This is a genomic window from Beijerinckia indica subsp. indica ATCC 9039 (genome assembly GCF_000019845.1).
Classification (GTDB): domain Bacteria; phylum Pseudomonadota; class Alphaproteobacteria; order Rhizobiales; family Beijerinckiaceae; genus Beijerinckia; species Beijerinckia indica.
In genome coordinates, this window is record NC_010581.1 from 2,625,353 (window position 1) to 2,641,012 (window position 15,660).

At 59.1% G+C, this 15,660-nt stretch carries 15 protein-coding genes; 8 read left to right on the forward strand and 7 right to left on the reverse strand.

Annotation, left to right across the window (positions count from 1 at the left end):
* Window positions 1-91: 91 nt before the first annotated feature.
* Window positions 92-1,441, forward strand: a complete 1,350-nt coding sequence (gene rimO, locus BIND_RS11595) for a 30S ribosomal protein S12 methylthiotransferase RimO (RefSeq protein WP_012385261.1) — start codon at window positions 92-94, stop codon at window positions 1,439-1,441.
* Window positions 1,442-1,512: 71 nt separating this feature from the next.
* On the opposite strand, the gene mltG is transcribed toward rimO, so the two are convergent.
* The 6 genes from mltG to fabD all read right to left on the reverse strand — a co-directional run bounded on the left by mltG (window position 1,513) and on the right by fabD (window position 7,795).
* Complete coding sequence (gene mltG / locus BIND_RS11600; RefSeq protein WP_012385262.1) at window positions 1,513-3,312, reverse strand: endolytic transglycosylase MltG; 1,800 nt, start codon at window positions 3,310-3,312, stop codon at window positions 1,513-1,515.
* A gap of 372 nt (window positions 3,313-3,684) precedes the next feature.
* Window positions 3,685-4,947: a beta-ketoacyl-ACP synthase II gene (gene fabF / locus BIND_RS11610; RefSeq protein ID WP_012385263.1), complete on the reverse strand. Its 1,263-nt coding sequence runs from the start codon at window positions 4,945-4,947 to the stop codon at window positions 3,685-3,687.
* A 99-nt stretch (window positions 4,948-5,046) separates the two neighbouring features.
* Window positions 5,047-5,373, reverse strand: a complete 327-nt coding sequence (locus BIND_RS11615; RefSeq protein WP_041778060.1) for a hypothetical protein — start codon at window positions 5,371-5,373, stop codon at window positions 5,047-5,049.
* Between the two features lie 132 nt (window positions 5,374-5,505).
* Window positions 5,506-5,745 carry an acyl carrier protein gene (locus tag BIND_RS11620; RefSeq protein ID WP_041778748.1) on the reverse strand — a complete coding sequence of 80 codons (240 nt, stop codon included), beginning with the start codon at window positions 5,743-5,745 and terminating at the stop codon, window positions 5,506-5,508.
* Window positions 5,746-6,020: 275 nt separating this feature from the next.
* A complete protein-coding gene (fabG, locus tag BIND_RS11625; RefSeq protein ID WP_012385265.1) occupies window positions 6,021-6,758 on the reverse strand; it encodes a 3-oxoacyl-[acyl-carrier-protein] reductase in 738 nt (245 codons plus the stop codon).
* Between the two features lie 74 nt (window positions 6,759-6,832).
* Complete coding sequence (gene fabD, locus BIND_RS11630) at window positions 6,833-7,795, reverse strand: ACP S-malonyltransferase (protein ID WP_041778749.1); 963 nt, start codon at window positions 7,793-7,795, stop codon at window positions 6,833-6,835.
* Window positions 7,796-7,978: 183 nt separating this feature from the next.
* Here fabD and BIND_RS11635 point away from each other — a divergent pair, with 183 nt between their 5' ends.
* The gene (locus BIND_RS11635) at window positions 7,979-8,395 is read left to right on the forward strand and encodes a hypothetical protein (RefSeq protein WP_012385267.1); all 417 of its coding nucleotides are present in this window, start codon (window positions 7,979-7,981) and stop codon (window positions 8,393-8,395) included.
* A 21-nt stretch (window positions 8,396-8,416) separates the two neighbouring features.
* On the opposite strand, the gene BIND_RS11640 is transcribed toward BIND_RS11635, so the two are convergent.
* The gene (locus BIND_RS11640; protein ID WP_012385268.1) at window positions 8,417-9,763 is read right to left on the reverse strand and encodes an MFS transporter; all 1,347 of its coding nucleotides are present in this window, start codon (window positions 9,761-9,763) and stop codon (window positions 8,417-8,419) included.
* Between the two features lie 385 nt (window positions 9,764-10,148).
* Between BIND_RS11640 and rpsF the strand changes: the two genes are divergently transcribed.
* The 6 genes from rpsF (at window position 10,149) to alr (ending at window position 15,648) form a co-directional block, all read left to right on the forward strand.
* A complete protein-coding gene (gene rpsF / locus BIND_RS11645; protein ID WP_012385269.1) occupies window positions 10,149-10,604 on the forward strand; it encodes a 30S ribosomal protein S6 in 456 nt (151 codons plus the stop codon).
* Window positions 10,604-10,846, forward strand: coding sequence for a 30S ribosomal protein S18 (rpsR, locus tag BIND_RS11650; RefSeq protein ID WP_012385270.1), 243 nt, complete (start codon window positions 10,604-10,606; stop codon window positions 10,844-10,846). Before rpsF ends, rpsR begins: the two co-directional genes overlap by 1 nt.
* A gap of 215 nt (window positions 10,847-11,061) precedes the next feature.
* Window positions 11,062-12,171, forward strand: coding sequence for a DUF2232 domain-containing protein (locus BIND_RS11655; protein WP_012385271.1), 1,110 nt, complete (start codon window positions 11,062-11,064; stop codon window positions 12,169-12,171).
* A gap of 61 nt (window positions 12,172-12,232) precedes the next feature.
* Window positions 12,233-12,802, forward strand: coding sequence for a 50S ribosomal protein L9 (gene rplI, locus BIND_RS11660; protein ID WP_012385272.1), 570 nt, complete (start codon window positions 12,233-12,235; stop codon window positions 12,800-12,802).
* Between the two features lie 216 nt (window positions 12,803-13,018).
* Window positions 13,019-14,512: a replicative DNA helicase gene (locus BIND_RS11665; protein ID WP_012385273.1), complete on the forward strand. Its 1,494-nt coding sequence runs from the start codon at window positions 13,019-13,021 to the stop codon at window positions 14,510-14,512.
* Window positions 14,509-15,648: an alanine racemase gene (alr, locus tag BIND_RS11670; protein WP_012385274.1), complete on the forward strand. Its 1,140-nt coding sequence runs from the start codon at window positions 14,509-14,511 to the stop codon at window positions 15,646-15,648. The genes BIND_RS11665 and alr overlap by 4 nt, the downstream gene beginning before the upstream one ends.
* The last annotated feature ends 12 nt before the right edge of the window (window positions 15,649-15,660 follow it).

The following is a 15,660-nucleotide window of genomic DNA, read 5'->3' on the forward strand; positions in this document are numbered from 1 at the left end:
GCACAAGACCTCAATGTAGCCCTTGCGTTGAGGTCTTGTGCTCCAATCTAGCTTTTTGGCAGATCCGAAAGCTTGCCAGCGCTGCCGCGACATGGCACACCCCGTCATGACCTTTGATAAGCCTTCTTCCGCTTCACCAAAAATCTCCTTCGTCTCCCTCGGCTGTCCCAAAGCTCTGGTCGATAGCGAGAGAATTATCACGCGGTTGCGTGCCGAAGGTTATGAATTGACGAAAAGCCATCGTGGCGCCGATGCGGTCATCGTCAATACCTGCGGTTTCTTGGACAGCGCCAAAGCGGAATCGCTCGCGGCCATCGGCGAAGCCGCTGCGGAAAATGGCAAGATCATCGTCACAGGATGCATGGGCGCAGAGCCCGAATCCCTGCAAACGGCCTATCCCGATCTTTTCGCAATTACCGGCCCACAAGCCTATGAAAGCGTGATGGAGGCCGTGCATGCCGCCATCGCGCCACCCGATAATCCTTTTACAGAACTGGTCCCGCCGCAGGGAATCAAGCTGACCCCGCGTCATTACGCCTATTTGAAGATTTCCGAAGGCTGCAACAATCGTTGTTCCTTCTGCATCATTCCGCATTTACGCGGCGATCTCGTCTCACGGCCAATCGGTGAGATTCTTCAAGAAGCGGAAAAACTGGTCTCGGCTGGCGTCAAGGAAATCCTGGTCGTCTCGCAGGATACGAGCGCCTATGGGGTCGATCTCAAATATGCCGAAACCCTTTATGGGGATCGCACGCTCCGCAGCAAATTCATTGATCTTGCGCGGGAACTCGGTTCCCTCGGCGTCTGGGTCCGCCTGCATTATATTTACCCCTATCCGCATGTGGATGCCGTGCTGGACCTGATGGCGGAAGGCAAAATTCTTCCCTATCTCGACATTCCCTTCCAGCACGCAAGTCGCAATGTTTTGCGTGCGATGCGCCGGCCAGGCGATCAGGAAAAAACACTTTCGCGCATCGAAGAATGGCGCAAACTCTGTCCGGATCTGACTTTGCGCTCGACCTTCATCGTCGGTTTTCCCGGCGAGACAGAGGATGATTTTCAAATCCTTCTGGATTGGCTGAGTGAAGCCAAGCTCGACCGTGTTGGCGCCTTCAAATATGAGCCTGTCGCTGACGCCCCAGCCAATGATCTCGATCTAACACCTGTGGCGCCGGAGGTTCAGACTCGCCGCTATCAGCGTTTCATGGAACATCAACAAAAAATAAGCGCTCGCCGTCTGCGGGAAAAAATCGGCAAGCATGTGAGCGTCATCATTGATGAAGCAAGCCCGAAGGCAGCAATCGGCCGGACCAAAGGCGACGCGCCGAGCATAGATGGCAAGGTCCATATTACGACACACCGCCCCTTGCGTGTCGGTGATATTGTAAAAGTCAAGATCGAGGCGGCCGATGCCTATGATCTGCACGGGAAAGCTGTTTAGGGCGGGATCGGATAATCCGTCAAAACAAGAAGAGCGGAAAGTATTGTCCGATCAACCAAATGAAAAATACTTTAAAGCCGCGGATCATTTTTTCCGATGACAGGGACCGTCTTCGCATAGTTGAGATCATAGGTCTTGTCGAGCAAGGGATCGAACGACTTGCCCTCGGAGGCATCCGTGACCCCATGGTGCGGTCCATGAACGGCAGCACGCCCTTCCTGCTGGGGCTGCGTCAATACGGCAACGCTAGAATCGGCAGGAGCTTCAGCTGGGAGTTCGTCCCTGCCGGGTTCGAGCCCCAGGCGCATGGCCCGGGCTTTTTGTTCCGCCCGGCGTGCAGCGGAAACCGGCAGAACCATCGATCCCCCAGCGGCTTCCGCTGTCTCCGCCGAAATCGGCCCGTCAAGCGCAGCCGCAGCTTCCGCACCCGAGGGCACGCCCCGAATCGAGAGACCCAATTCGTCAAGCCCCGGGCCAAGGCCATATTTTTGCGCGGCCGCGGCTGACGCACGCGCCAGTTTAGCCTCTCCCGCCTTCGCCGAAAGGGCACCCCCCTTTTGTTCCTTCACGAGGGCATTGCGCAGGGACGATAAGGCTGCGGCGGACGGTGTCGCCAAAGCGGGCGGCAAGCCGCCATAGACGGCACCCGGAAAATCGGCTTCCCCATGCTGATCAGGCGTGGGTGCAATTTTGTCGACATCAGGGGCCTGTTGCTTCTCCTTGGCATCGTGCTCGATCTGCCGCCATTTCTGAACATTGCGCACATGTTGATCGAGTGTTTCGGCAAAGACATGTCCGCCGGTGCCATCGGCGACGAAATAGAGGTCACGCGTGCGGGAAGGATTCGCGACGGCCTCAAGCGCCGCCCGGCCGGGATTGGCGATCGGGCCCGGCGGCAAGCCGTCGATCACATAGGTATTATAAGGGGTCGGCTTCTCGACTTCGGAACGCAGAATGGCCCGGCCGAGCGTCCCCTTGCCGCCAACCAGACCATAGACGATCGTCGGGTCCGATTGCAGCCGCATACGTTTCTGCAGGCGGTTGAGAAACACGCTGGCCACATGGGGCCGCTCATCCGCCTTGCCAGTTTCCTTTTCGACGATCGAGGCCAGGATGACCAGTTCGTAAGGGGATTTCAAAGGAAGATCGCTCGCCCGCCTCTGCCAAACCTGATCGACGATACGCTTTTGATCTTCCTGCATCTTGCGAACGAGGTCGGCGCGCAAGGAATTGCGGGTAAATTTATAGGTTTCAGGAAGGATCGTACCTTCCTTAGGAACATCTCGGATATCGCCTTGCAGGACATCATCTTCCATGATGCGCGCGACGATCTGGGTGCTGGTCAGTCCCTCGGGCAGGGTCAGGGCGTGCAAGACTTGTTTGCCGCTGACGAGCGTGTCCATCACATCACGCAGGCTCGCACCCTGTTTGAAAAGATATTCACCAGCCTTGACCTTGGAGCGCTTGCCCTCGACCAGCAAGGCAATATTGAGTCCCAGCGGACTATCGATAATCCCCTCGCGATCAAGGCGGGCGATGATGTCGGGCACTTCCGTGCCAGGCGCGATGAAGACAACTCGGTCCGCCGTCAGGGGCCCCGGTTCCTGCATTTTCCTCTGGGTCCAGATCAGCACGACCATGATGCCGATCGCGGCGATCAATAAAAAGGAGAGAAAGCCGCTAAAGGCCGAAAGGCGTCCGCGCCGACGGTTCGAGGGCTTGTTAGGGGGCGGCGGCGGCGCTGCCTGCGGCTGCAAGGCCTCGTTCGGGCTCTGCGGTCCGGTACCGCGCCCAAACAAGCCTCCCACCGCGAGAATGGGCTGATATCCTTGTTCCGGCAGGCCATCGATATGCGAAGACATGGGGGCCATTGTGAGCGATCCGCTTGCTGGACTTCTTCGATTCGGGTCGTTTCGTCACCAAACGGCGAAAACATACGCGAGCGGGAAAGAGACAAAGCATCCGCGCAAGGCTCGGCACGGCGGTCCTTGCGTGAATGCAATCGATAATAGATCAGCCAATTATGGCAAAAGCCTTTCCTTTTGCCATTTTTGACGAGGCGGGCGCTCCGCCCTTATCAGTATCCTGCAATTCGTAATGGGCAAAAGACACTAAAAAATCATCAGTCGCTTTCGCGACGCTTCATCTTGTTCCAAGACCCATAAGAATGAGCTTTGGAACATTCTCATCTTTTCGCTCGTACCCTTAAAAAAGCGCAAATTTGGGACATTCGCGCTCTCAATCTATTCGGCGTGCCGGAAAACCAGCGATGCATTGGTACCACCAAAGCCGAAGGAATTCGACAGGACGGTTTCAACCTTCCGCTTGCGCGCGTGCAAGGGCACGAGATCGATCTTGGTTTCGACGGAAGGATTGTCGAGATTGAGCGTCGGCGGAACGATTTGATCGCGAATAGCCAGAACCGAGAAGATCGCCTCGACGGCACCAGCGGCACCAAGCAAATGGCCGATTGCCGATTTCGTCGAAGACATGGAAAGCGTCGGGTCAGTATCACCGATCATGCGATGCACCGCATGCAATTCGATTTCGTCGCCAAGCGGGGTCGAAGTCCCGTGGGCATTGATATAATCGATGTCGGCTGGCCCGATACCCGCCCGTTTGATCGCGGCTTCCATGGCCCGATAGGCGCCGTCGCCGGATTCCTGCGGCGCGGTAATATGGTAGGCATCGCCTGAAAGACCATAACCAATGACCTCGGCATAGATGCGAGCGCCACGAGCCTTGGCATGGTCATAGGATTCGAGGACGACGCATCCCGCCCCCTCGCCCATCACGAAACCGTCGCGATCCTTATCCCAAGGCCGCGAGGCTTGTTTCGGCCGGTCGTTGAAAGCGGTGGACAGGGCGCGGCAGGCCGCAAAACCCGCGATACCGATACGATTGATCGCTGATTCGGCGCCGCCCGCCACCATGACTTCGGCATCCTCAAGGGCCACCAGCCGCGCCGCATCGCCAATGGCATGGGATCCGGTTGAGCAGGCGGTTACGACCGCATGGTTCGGTCCGCGCAATCCGTGCATGATCGAGACATAGCCGCCAGCCAGATTGATGAGGCGGCCAGGAATGAAGAAGGGCGAGATGCGCCGCGGCCCCTTTTCCTTCAGAACGATCGATGTTTCGTAAATACCGCCGAGACCACCGATGCCTGAACCGATCAGCACCCCAGTCTTGATCTGCTGATCATAAGTTTGCGGATTCCAATTGGCATCACGCAGCGCCTGCGTCGCGGCGGCGACAGCATAGATGATGAAGTCATCGACCTTGCGCTGCTCTTTCGGCTCCATCCACTCGTCAGGATTGAAACTGCCGTCGCCGCCATTGCCACGCGGAACCTGCATGGCGATCTTGCACGCCAGATCATCCGTCTCGAAACCCTTAATGAGACCGGCACCGCTCACGCCACCGAGCAAAGCCTTCCACGAAGGCTCGACGCCACAGGCGAGAGGAGAAACCATGCCGAGCCCAGTGATCACCACCCTTCGCATAAACAACCTTGAAGAAAAGGGGGGCCAAGCCGGCCATCCCGATGGGCCCAAGAAAGCGTCCGGCCAATGCAACCGGAAAGGCTCTCTATCTCTTTGACTCTAGCGTAGTATCAACTCGAAAGGCCTCTGATGTACCCGCAGCACGGTCGAAGGCCAATCGTGTGCATGCGCACAAGATATTTCTGGCAAGATATTTCTGAATGGAATGCTTCGTGATGGAACGCTTTTGATCTCGTCCACTTTAATCGATTGTGGCGTGACCGGAGGAATCCGATCACGCGCGAGATTATTTTCATCGAAAATGGATGCCAAATCCTCATTGACAAGAGGCAGGCTTCCGAATTTCGGCTTTTCCTCGCGATGCCTGATCTTTCCCCTCTCCACGCCCTGGCGCGCGCCAGCAAGCGACAAAATGCCGGCGATCACGATGGGCTTGGTTTCCAGCGCGGATTACAACCATTGGTGGGATCGGGTCCTGGCCTTTGACCCAAAGGCGAAAACCTTGCGCGCGGATATGTTGGGAGAGACCGTGGCCCTACGAAGCGAAGTTAATGCCGTTCAGGCAGCCGTAGCCTTTTTGAGGAAACGGATGGCATCGCCGACCGTCACGATCGTCTCGGCCGCGTCATCAGGGATTTCGACGCTGAACTCTTCCTCGAAGGCCATGACGAGTTCCACCGTGTCGAGGGAATCCGCTCCGAGATCCTCGATAAAATTGGCGTCGTCGACAACTTTATCCGCATCGACACCGAGATGTTCTATCACAATCTTCTTCACGCGCTCGGCGACATCGCTCATGGTCGTTTGATCCTCGTCCTTTATACTGTTGCCGACATAGGCCATTTCGATGCGCGGTGTAAATTGCCGCCCACGACGCATCCGATCTTTCAGTGATGTTCTGAAGGAAGTCCTTAATGATCGCCGGGGAGGAGTGCAAGGAAACAAGCCCGTTTCCTCGTCCTTGAAATCAATGATCCGGAGACCGATGACCCCAGCTTACCTGCGGTTGGTAACATACTTCATCCCCGTTGGCGAGAGCCCCGGAGAACCGCCATGAAAAACGGATAAACCCCTTAAATCATTGCCATTCCCCCATTAACATGGAGGGTTTGGCCAGTGACGTAGGAGGCTTCCGAACTGGCCAGATAGACAATAGCCGCCGCCACGTCATCGCCGGTTCCGAGCCGGCCCATCGGAACATTCGCGAGAATAGCCGCTTTCTGCTTTTCGTTCAAAACCGCTGTCATCGGGCTTTCGATGAACCCCGGCGCCACGCAATTCACGGTGACATTGCGGCTCGCGACCTCCGCTGCGAGGCTCTTCGACATGCCGATCATGCCGGCTTTCGAGGCCGCGTAATTCCCCTGCCCCGCATTTCCCGTCACGCCGACCACCGAGGTGACACCGATGATCCGCCCGTAGCGGCGTTTCATCATGCCTTTCAGGCTTGCGCGCGCGAGCCTGAAGGTGGCCGTCAAATTGACGGCGAGCACAGCATCCCATTCGGAATCCTTCATGCGCATGAAGAGATTGTCCCTGGTGATACCGGCGTTGTTGACCAGAATGTCGAGCGAGCCGAGCGCCGCCTCCGCCGCCGGCACCAGAGCCTCGACGGCCGCCGAATCGCTCAGATCGCAAGGCAGGACGTGAACATTATTTTCCAGTTCCGCCGCAAGGCCTTCGAGCTGTTCGCGGCGGGTGCCAGACAAGGCGACGACTGCGCCCTGGCGATGCAAAGCGCGGGCAATGGCCTGGCCGAGACCACCGCTCGCCCCCGTCACGAGAGCTGTCTTGCCGGTCAGATCGAACATGAATGAATGGCTCCAGGAGGGAGAAGATACGACAAGGCGATACCACAGGCTCTCGGTGAGCCTTTATAAGCGCCTCAAACTTTTTCGCTCTCGGCCCGCAAAGCCTCAAGATCGGCGGGTTGGCCGATCGTCAGACCCCGGGCCTGCGGCGCGATCCGCTTCAACAGACCCGTGAGGACCTTGCCAGAGCCACATTCGATGAAGAGATCGACCCCTTCAGCCGCCATGAAGGCCACGCTTTCACGCCAACGCACCGTCCCGGTCACCTGGCTCACGAGCAGGGATCGGATCTTTTCCGGATCCGTCACCGGCGCGGCAATGACATTAGCGACCAGCGGCACACAAGGCGGACGAATAGACACCTCCGCCAGGGCCTCGGCCATGACCGCCGCCGCCGGCGCCATCAAGGGACAATGGAAAGGCGCCGAAACTGGCAGGAGCATCGAGCGCTTGGCGCCTTTCTCCTTGGCGATTTCCATGGCCCGCATGACCGCCGCCTTCGACCCGGAGGCGACGACCTGGCCACCCCCATTGTCATTGGCAATCGCACAGACCGCATTTTCGCCGGTCTCCGCCTCCGCCTGTTTCGTCACGGCGAGACCAGTCTCATAATCGAGGCCGAGCAAAGCCGCCATGGCACCGACCCCGACCGGTACGGCGCTTTGCATGGCCGCGCCGCGCTGCCGCAGCAAGCGGGCGGTTGTGGCAAGCGTCAAGGATCCCGCCGCCGCGAGCGCCGAATATTCACCGAGCGAATGACCGGCGACATAGGTGGCGTCGCGGGCGAGATCGAGATCTGCCTCCGCCTCGAGCACGCGCACCACAGCGAGACTTACCGCCATCAAGGCGGGCTGCGCGTTGGCGGTCAGAGTCAAATCCGCTTCCGGCCCCTCGAATATCAGGGTCGATAATCTCTCTCCCAAAGCCTCGTCGACTTCGTCGAAGACCGCGCGAGCCGGTGCGAAGCTCTCATAAAGAGCCTTGCCCATGCCGACCGCTTGTGATCCTTGGCCGGGAAAAACAAATGCCTTGGACATGGCTTGGCCCATCTCCCTCCAATTGGAGCGGGAGCGAGTGGCATTCCCTGCCCGTGAAGTCAAGCGGCAAGGGTGCGCATTCCTGCCACGGAAAGCATGCCTCCATCTTTTGACCCGTGTTTCTTTCGCCGGAAAAAGGCGAATCGTTCTGTAACCTTCGTTCTTAAATCATACAGGTCAGCCATGCCGACCATTCCCGGAAAAGACTGCGGTCCCTGCAGCTTGTGCTGCAAAATCCTCGAGATCACCGAATTCCAGAAATCGGCCGGCATTTGGTGCGCGCATTGCGCGCAAGAACAAGGGTGCGCCATCTATGCGACGCGCCCGGACGTCTGCCGCGATTATGAATGTCTGTGGAGAGGCGACCGTGCCTTAGGCCCGATGCTGCGCCCCGATCGCGTCGGCACACTTTTGATGGAAGATCCCGATTCGGACGAATACCGCGCGGTCTGTGATCCCGCGCGGCCCATGGCCTGGCGTCATCCGCTCGTCTTCAAACATCTTCTCGCCATGGCGAAGGCTGGACGCATCGTCGTGGCCAAGGCTGGTCTTAAGGCCTGGCGTATCCGCGCCAACGGCGAATGGGGACCGTGTATTTGATTATTCGGTCTCGCCCCTTTTTTACACCCGCGTAGTGCTTATTGGCTTTACCTGCTCAATGCGAGCAAGCCGTGTCGCCACGAACAAAGCGACGAGCAAAAGACAGCCAATGAGGATGGCGAGCCCCGTCCAGCCTGCCCCCGCATAGAACCAGCCGCCAAGCGAACCGATTATGCTCGAACCCATGTAATAGTTGAACAGATAGAGCGAGGCCGCTTGCGCCCGGGCTATTTCGGCACGTTGCCCGACCCAGCCGCTTGCCACAGCATGACCACCGAAAAAACCGATGGTGACGCATGTAATGCCCGCGACTGTGAGCCAAAGGGAAGAGGATAAAGTCAGCAATAAGCCGAAGAGCATCAATAGAACGCCTGTGATCAGCATCCGACCCCGCTCAAACCGGCTCGCCCAACGGCCAAAGGAGGCGGAGGCCCATCCACCGAACAAATAGACCAGAAAGATCGCTCCCGCCGGGCCGGCACCAAGTGAAAAAGGCGGTTCGACGAGACGATAGCTCGCGTAATTATAGACCGTGACGAAAGATCCCATCAGCAGGAAGGATGTGAGAAACAGCCAGCGAAGACCGGGGTCCTTGAAATGGCGCAGAAAAGGGTGATGCAGGCTGGAAAGCGGCGGCCGGGGTATCGCCACGAAATGCCGCGAGGGTGGCAGCAGAAGCGTAAAGGCCAAAGCGGCGGCGACACCGAGGCTTCCGATAATGCCAAGCGCTATTCGCCAGGAATCCATGTAATCCACGATGAGGCTGGCCAGCACCCGGCCCGTCATGCCGCCATAGGCATTGCCGGCAATATAGAGCCCCATCGCCCCGCCGAGATCGCTCGGATGAATTTCTTCCGCAAGATAAGCCATGGCGACCGCCGGCACGCCGCTCAGCAACAGGCCTTCAAGGGCGCGAATCGCGAGGAGTTGCCCCCAAGTCCCGGCGAAAGCTGAAAGCACGGTCAAAGCCCCGACGCTAAACAGACACAGGGCCATCATGGCTTTGCGGCCGCGCATATCGGAAATCTGGCCGGCGCCGAGCAAAGCAACGGCAAGAGTTGCACTAGTCGCGGAAAGAGCAAGGCTCGCCGCTCCCGGACTCAGGCCAAAATCCCGCGAGAAGATCGGCAGCAAGGCCTGCACGCAATAGAGGATGGCGAAGGTTGAAAAGCCTGCCGCGACGAGGGCCAAATTGACCCGGCGATAATCCGCCGTGCCTCGGCGGATCTGGGTCGAGGCCATGTCTGCACCCTTGATCACGCCCTTGACCGCGCTCGAGCCCGCACTTTTGACCGGCCCCTCCGGGTTTTGTGTCAGACTTGGTGTCTCGCTCGGCGTCTCGACCGCCGCCTTGGGGATATCATGCATTCGTTGACCTGATGCTCATGCCGCCCATAGCGTAACGGGTTTATCCTTGCCACCAGCGCCGGCTTTTCCCAAGCTGGGAACGATCGTTCACGCGCAAGTGATTACGCAAGAGATTGCACGCGATCGATTAAGCGCGAACGCATGCGATAGGCGCGGGTCGTCATCTCTCCTGATGGATTGAAAACGGCGTTTTCGCAACGGCAAACCCTTGCCTTCGGAGGCAAAACCGCTATAAAGCGCCCTTCGCTTCTTCGGCTGGGGGCTGAACGGAGGGCGTTTCCACGCATCTTCCCGTGTCTCCGCCTTCGTTGTCTGCTCGGGCCTTTCACCAGGCTCGAAGGGCTTTGCGCCGAAGTACAGCGCCCATCAAAGAAAGGCTGGATCCATGGCTCTTTACGAGCATGTCTATCTGGCTCGCCAGGATATTTCCGCCCAGCAGGTGGAAGCCCTGACCGAGCAATTGAAGTCCGTCATCGAATCCTTTCAAGGAAAGGTGACGAAGGTCGAATATTGGGGCGTGAAGTCCCTCGCCTATCGCATCAAGAAGAATCGCAAGGCGCATTTCTCCCTTCTGAACATTGAAGCGCCCGCCGCTGCCCTTACGGAAATGGAACGGCAGATGGGCATCAACGAAGATGTCCTGCGTTTCATGACCCTGCGTGTCGAAGAGCATGAACAGGGCCCCTCCGCCATGATGCGCAAGCGTGATGACGATGATCGGGGCGAGCGTGGCGAACGGCCGCGCGGTCCGCGTCCCGAGCGGGGAGAGAGAGGCGAAAGAGGCGAGCGCGGTCCGCGCCGCCCGCGTGAGGATAATATCGGCGAGGAAGGACTTTACTGATGACAACTCCCGCAGCCCCCAGGCGCCCCTTCTTCCGTCGCCGCAAGACCTGCCCCTTCTCCGGCCCCAACGCGCCGAAGATCGATTACAAGGACACGCGTCTTCTCTCCCGCTATATTTCCGAGCGTGGCAAGATCGTACCCTCCCGCATCACCGCGGTTTCGGCGAAGAAGCAGCGTGAATTGGCGCAAGCCATCAAACGCGCCCGTTTTCTCGGCCTGCTCCCCTATGTGATCCGCTAAACAGCGGTTACATTAACGACGATCAGGGCGGTCCCTCTTGAAGAGGGTCCGTCTGTTTCAGCGGATCGAGGATCGTGGCACCTCGGCTGCGGATTCCCCAAAGCGGGAATCGGAATTTCAGGCACCTGGGGCCCTCCCTTCAAACGGAAGGTCCTTACGCTGGGGCGGGCGGCCGCGGCCCCGTCCCTAACCGCGGCTGAGCGGGACAGCAAGGTATGGCGAACAAATATTCATTCGATATCGGTACGCCGCATGCCATCGGGCTCGGCGCGGGACTGGCCTCGGCGTTGCTCTTTTGCCTCGCCGGGCAAGGCACGTTCGCATCGATGATGCTCGCCTATCTTTCACCGCTGCCTTTGATGATCGCGACGCTCGGTTTCGGCGTGAGCACGGGTCTCGTTGCCGTCGTCACCGGCGCGCTCTGTGTCACGAGTTTGGTCGGCTTGGCGAGCATCGCGCCAAGTGATCTCAAGGAAGCCGCCGAATTGTCGCGCCAGACCCTGGCCGGCGCCGCGAAAACCGGTCTCATCTACCTGATCAGCCTCGGCGTTCCGGCCTTTTGTCTTGGCCTGCTGGGCCAGTCCGGCAAAAGCGCATCAAGCGTCTCCCCCGCTCCCAACGGATCTCCAGCCAAATCATGGCTCGCCTTTGGCGGCCCATCGCGGCCTCTCGCTGGTATTCTGACCTTCGCTCTTTTTGCCTCCTGCCTGCTTGTCACGGCCGGTTCGCTTTGGATCTGGGCACGCCAGGGTGGCTTCAAGGCGACCCTCGACAAGACGGTGGCGGAAATCCTGCCGCTGATCATGCAATTGAACACCAACGGCCTGCATTGGCCCGCGAGCCTCACGGAATCCGACATAGCGCGGATGATTGTCCTGGCCGTTGGTCCGGCCATGGCAGCCTCCACCCTTCTGATGTTCCTCCTTAATCTGTGGCTCGCCGGCCGCGTCGTGCAAGTGTCTGGCCGCTTGCCGCGGGCTTGGCCAGACATTCCACGCTCTTTCCGCCTTCCTTGGATTTTCGTGCCGGTCTTCATCGGAGCTTGCGCGGTGAGCGTCCTTGGCGGTCCAGCAGGCTTCATCGGCCTGATTTTCAGCGTGACCACAGGTCTCGGTTTTGCCCTGCAAGGGCTTGCCGCCATTCATGATCTCACGCGCGGCACCAGTTTTCGCGTGCCCCTTCTCATCATCGTCTATCTCGTCTTCGTGCTCCTCATGCCCTGGCCATTGACCTTGTTCGGCCTTGCCGATGCCATTTTCCCTCTCGGCAAACGCCGGGAGGCTCTTTCCATCGGCAAAGCCTCCTCCGTTAAAACCAATCCTTGAGATCCTAGTCGAAACCCAATCGATCGCGCGTCAAGCCGATCCAGCCAAAAGGACCAAACCCATGGATGTCATCCTCCTCGAACGCGTCGCCAAGCTTGGACACATGGGCGATATCGTCCGCGTCAAGAACGGCTATGCCCGCAATTTCCTTCTGCCGGGTGGTAAGGCCCTGCGCGCGACCGAAGCCAACAAGAAACATTTCGAAAGCCAGCGCGCCCATCTCGAAACCCGCAATCAGGAATTGCGTGATCAGGCAGCCGCCATCGGCGAGAAGCTTGATGGCCAGACCTTTGTCATCATCCGCCAGGCTGGTGAGACTGGTCAGCTCTATGGCTCCGTCTCGCCGCGCGATATTGCCGAGGCCGCGATCGCCGCTGGCTTCGACGTCCATCGCAACCAGATCGCTTTGACCACGCCAATCAAGACCATCGGCCTGCATGAGGTGCCGGTCGTTCTGCATCCGGAAGTCTCGGTCAATGTCACGGTCAATATTGCCCGTTCGCCGGTCGAGGCTGAACGCCAGGCCAAGGGCGAGGAAATCAACGTCGTCGAAGAAACCAATCTCGATGAACTGGGTCTCGAAATTGGCGCGGCCTTGGCCGATGCCGGTGGCAGCCTCGGCGATCGCTGATTTTGGACTAAAGCCATCGCGGCGGGTTCCGATACCCGCCGCGACGGGAGTTCCCCGATCAAATCCATTTCCAAAAGAAGACTCCGTTTCTGACGCCGGGCATGCGAAACTGGGGGTTCCGATTTCCACCGCTGCCTTACCCGGTTTCCCTCTCCGGCGCGCTCAACCGAATCGCGCCGGGTCTTGGCCGGGTGTGGCCCTTGAAGACAGGTCCCAATGGTGACGATCGACCATTTTGCCACGCTAGACCTTGCCTCGCCTCAGGCGCCCGCTTTCCGCACCGCGCCGCATAATATCGAGGCTGAGCAGGCGCTGCTCGGGGCTATTCTCGTCAATAATGACGCCTTCGATCGTGTTTCGGATTTTTTGAAGCCGGAGCATTTTGCCGAGGAACTGCATCGGCGCATCTTCGACATTGCCTCGCAATTGATCCGCGCCGGCAAGATCGCCAAGCCGATCACCATCAAGACCTATCTCGGCGAGCATGATCTTGGCGGCATCAGCGCGCAGGAATATCTTGCGCGCCTCGCCGGCGAGGCGACCTCAATCATCAATGCCGAGGATTACGGCCGCACCATTCACGATCTCGCCGTGCGCCGCGATCTCATCGTCATCGGTGAGGAAATCGTCAACGCGGCCTACGACGCTCCCGTGGGCGCCACGCCACGCGCACAGATCGAGGAGGCTGAGCGCAAGCTCTATTCGATCGCCGAGACCGGCCGCTATGATGGTGGCTTCCAGAGTTTCTCCAACGCTTTGACGACGGCCGTGGATATGGCCGCCAAAGCCTTTGAGCGGGACGGCCATCTCTCTGGCATTGCCACCGGTCTCAGTGATCTCGACCGCATGATGGGCGGGCTGCAATCCTCCGATCTTGTCATCATCGCGGGCCGCCCAGGCATGGGCAAGACCGCGCTCGCCACCAATATCGCATTCAATATCGCCAAGGCCTATGAATTCCGGCCGCGACCGGACGGCAGCGCAGAAACCGTCAATGGTGGCATCGTCGGTTTCTTTTCCCTCGAAATGTCATCGGAGCAATTGGCCACCCGCATCATCGCCGAGCAATCAACGGTCGCCTCCTACAAGATCCGGCGCGGCGACATGACAGAAGCGGAGTTTCACCGCATCGTCGAGGCGGCGCGGGAAATGCAGTCGATCCCCTTTTATATCGACCAGACAGGCGGCCTTTCGATCGCCCAATTGACGGCGCGTGCGCGCAGACTGAAACGCCAGCGCGGCCTCGATGTGCTCGTCGTCGATTACCTGCAATTGCTCGGCGGCTCGAAATCGCGCGGTGACAATCGCGTGCAGGAATTGACCGAAATCACCACCGGCCTCAAAGCCTTGGCCAAGGAATTGAATGTGCCGGTCGTCGCTTTGTCACAATTGTCGCGTCAGGTCGAATCGCGTGACGACAAACGGCCGCAACTCTCGGATCTACGTGAATCGGGCTCCATCGAGCAGGACGCAGACGTCGTCATGTTCGTCTTCCGCGAGGAATATTATTTGAAAAACAAACAGCCGCGTGAAGGCAGCGAGGAATTCCTGACCTGGCAGACCGATATGGAACGCGTCCATGGGCGCGCCGAGGTCATTATCGGCAAGCAGCGTCATGGCCCGACGGGCACAGTCGAACTGGCCTTCGAGGCCGAAATGACCCGTTTCGCCAATCTGGCGCATGAAGAAAACCTGCCGGAGCGGATATGAACGACTTGCGCGAGCCTGCTGTCTCTCAGCTCGAATCGGGCGCGACGCTATCCGTCGATCTCGCGGCAATCGTGCGCAATTGGCGCACCCTGCAGGCGGTCTGCGGTGAGGCCGAATGCGGCGCTGTGGTCAAGGCCGACGCCTATGGGGTGGGGCTTGAACCCGTTGTCAGGGAATTGTCCGCCGCCGGTTGCAAGACCTATTTCGTGGCCCATGTCTTTGAGGGACGCCGCGCGCGGGCCATCGATGCTTCCGCCATCATCTATGTTTTGAACGGGCTCGTGCCAGGCACGGCGCCAGCCTATCTTGAGCATGGGCTGCGTCCGGTTTTATGCTCCCTGCCGGAAATCGAGGAATGGCTGCAATTCTGCGCCCTCTTCGGCCGCCGTTCAGCCGAGGGCGAGACGCTGCCCGCCGCCCTGCAGCTCGATACCGGATTGAACCGGCTCGGCCTGAGGCTGGATCAGATTGAAAGAGCCGCCGATCTGACCGAAAGCTTGAATATCAAGCTGATTCTTTCCCAGTTCATCTGGTCTGGCCAGTCCAATCTGGCGCGTTGTGAAACCCAGGTCTCCCTCTTCGAGTCGATGCGCCAGCCCTGGAAGCAGGTGCCGGCCTCGATCGCCAATTCGGCGGGTATTTTTCTCGAGCGCACGCCGCTCTATGATTTGGTGCGTCCTGGCTATGCGCTTTATGGCGGCAACCCGGCACCCGGCCGGCCCAATCCGATGCAGGGTGTCTTGCGGCTGGAAGCGCGGATCCTCCAGGTCAATCATGTCGAGCAGGGCGAGACGGTTGGTTATGACGGACGCTATCTCGCTAAATCGCCACGGCGGCTCGCCACGATCAGCATTGGCTATGCCGATGGAATTCCGCGCTCCGCCCTCGGCAGCGAGGTGCATCCCGGCGGCGAGGTCGTGGTCAAGGGCGTGCGTTGTCCCTTTGTCGGACGCGTCTCCATGGATCTGACGGTCGTGGACATTACCCTGGCGCCGGAAGCCATGCGGGGCGACACGGTGGAATTGATCGGCAAGGCCATTTCAATCGATGAACTGGCCACGCGCTCGCGGACCATCGGCTATGAAATCCTGACCAATCTCGGCTCGCGTTTCTATCGCCGCTACACCCATTTGTAAGCTGAGCAGCCG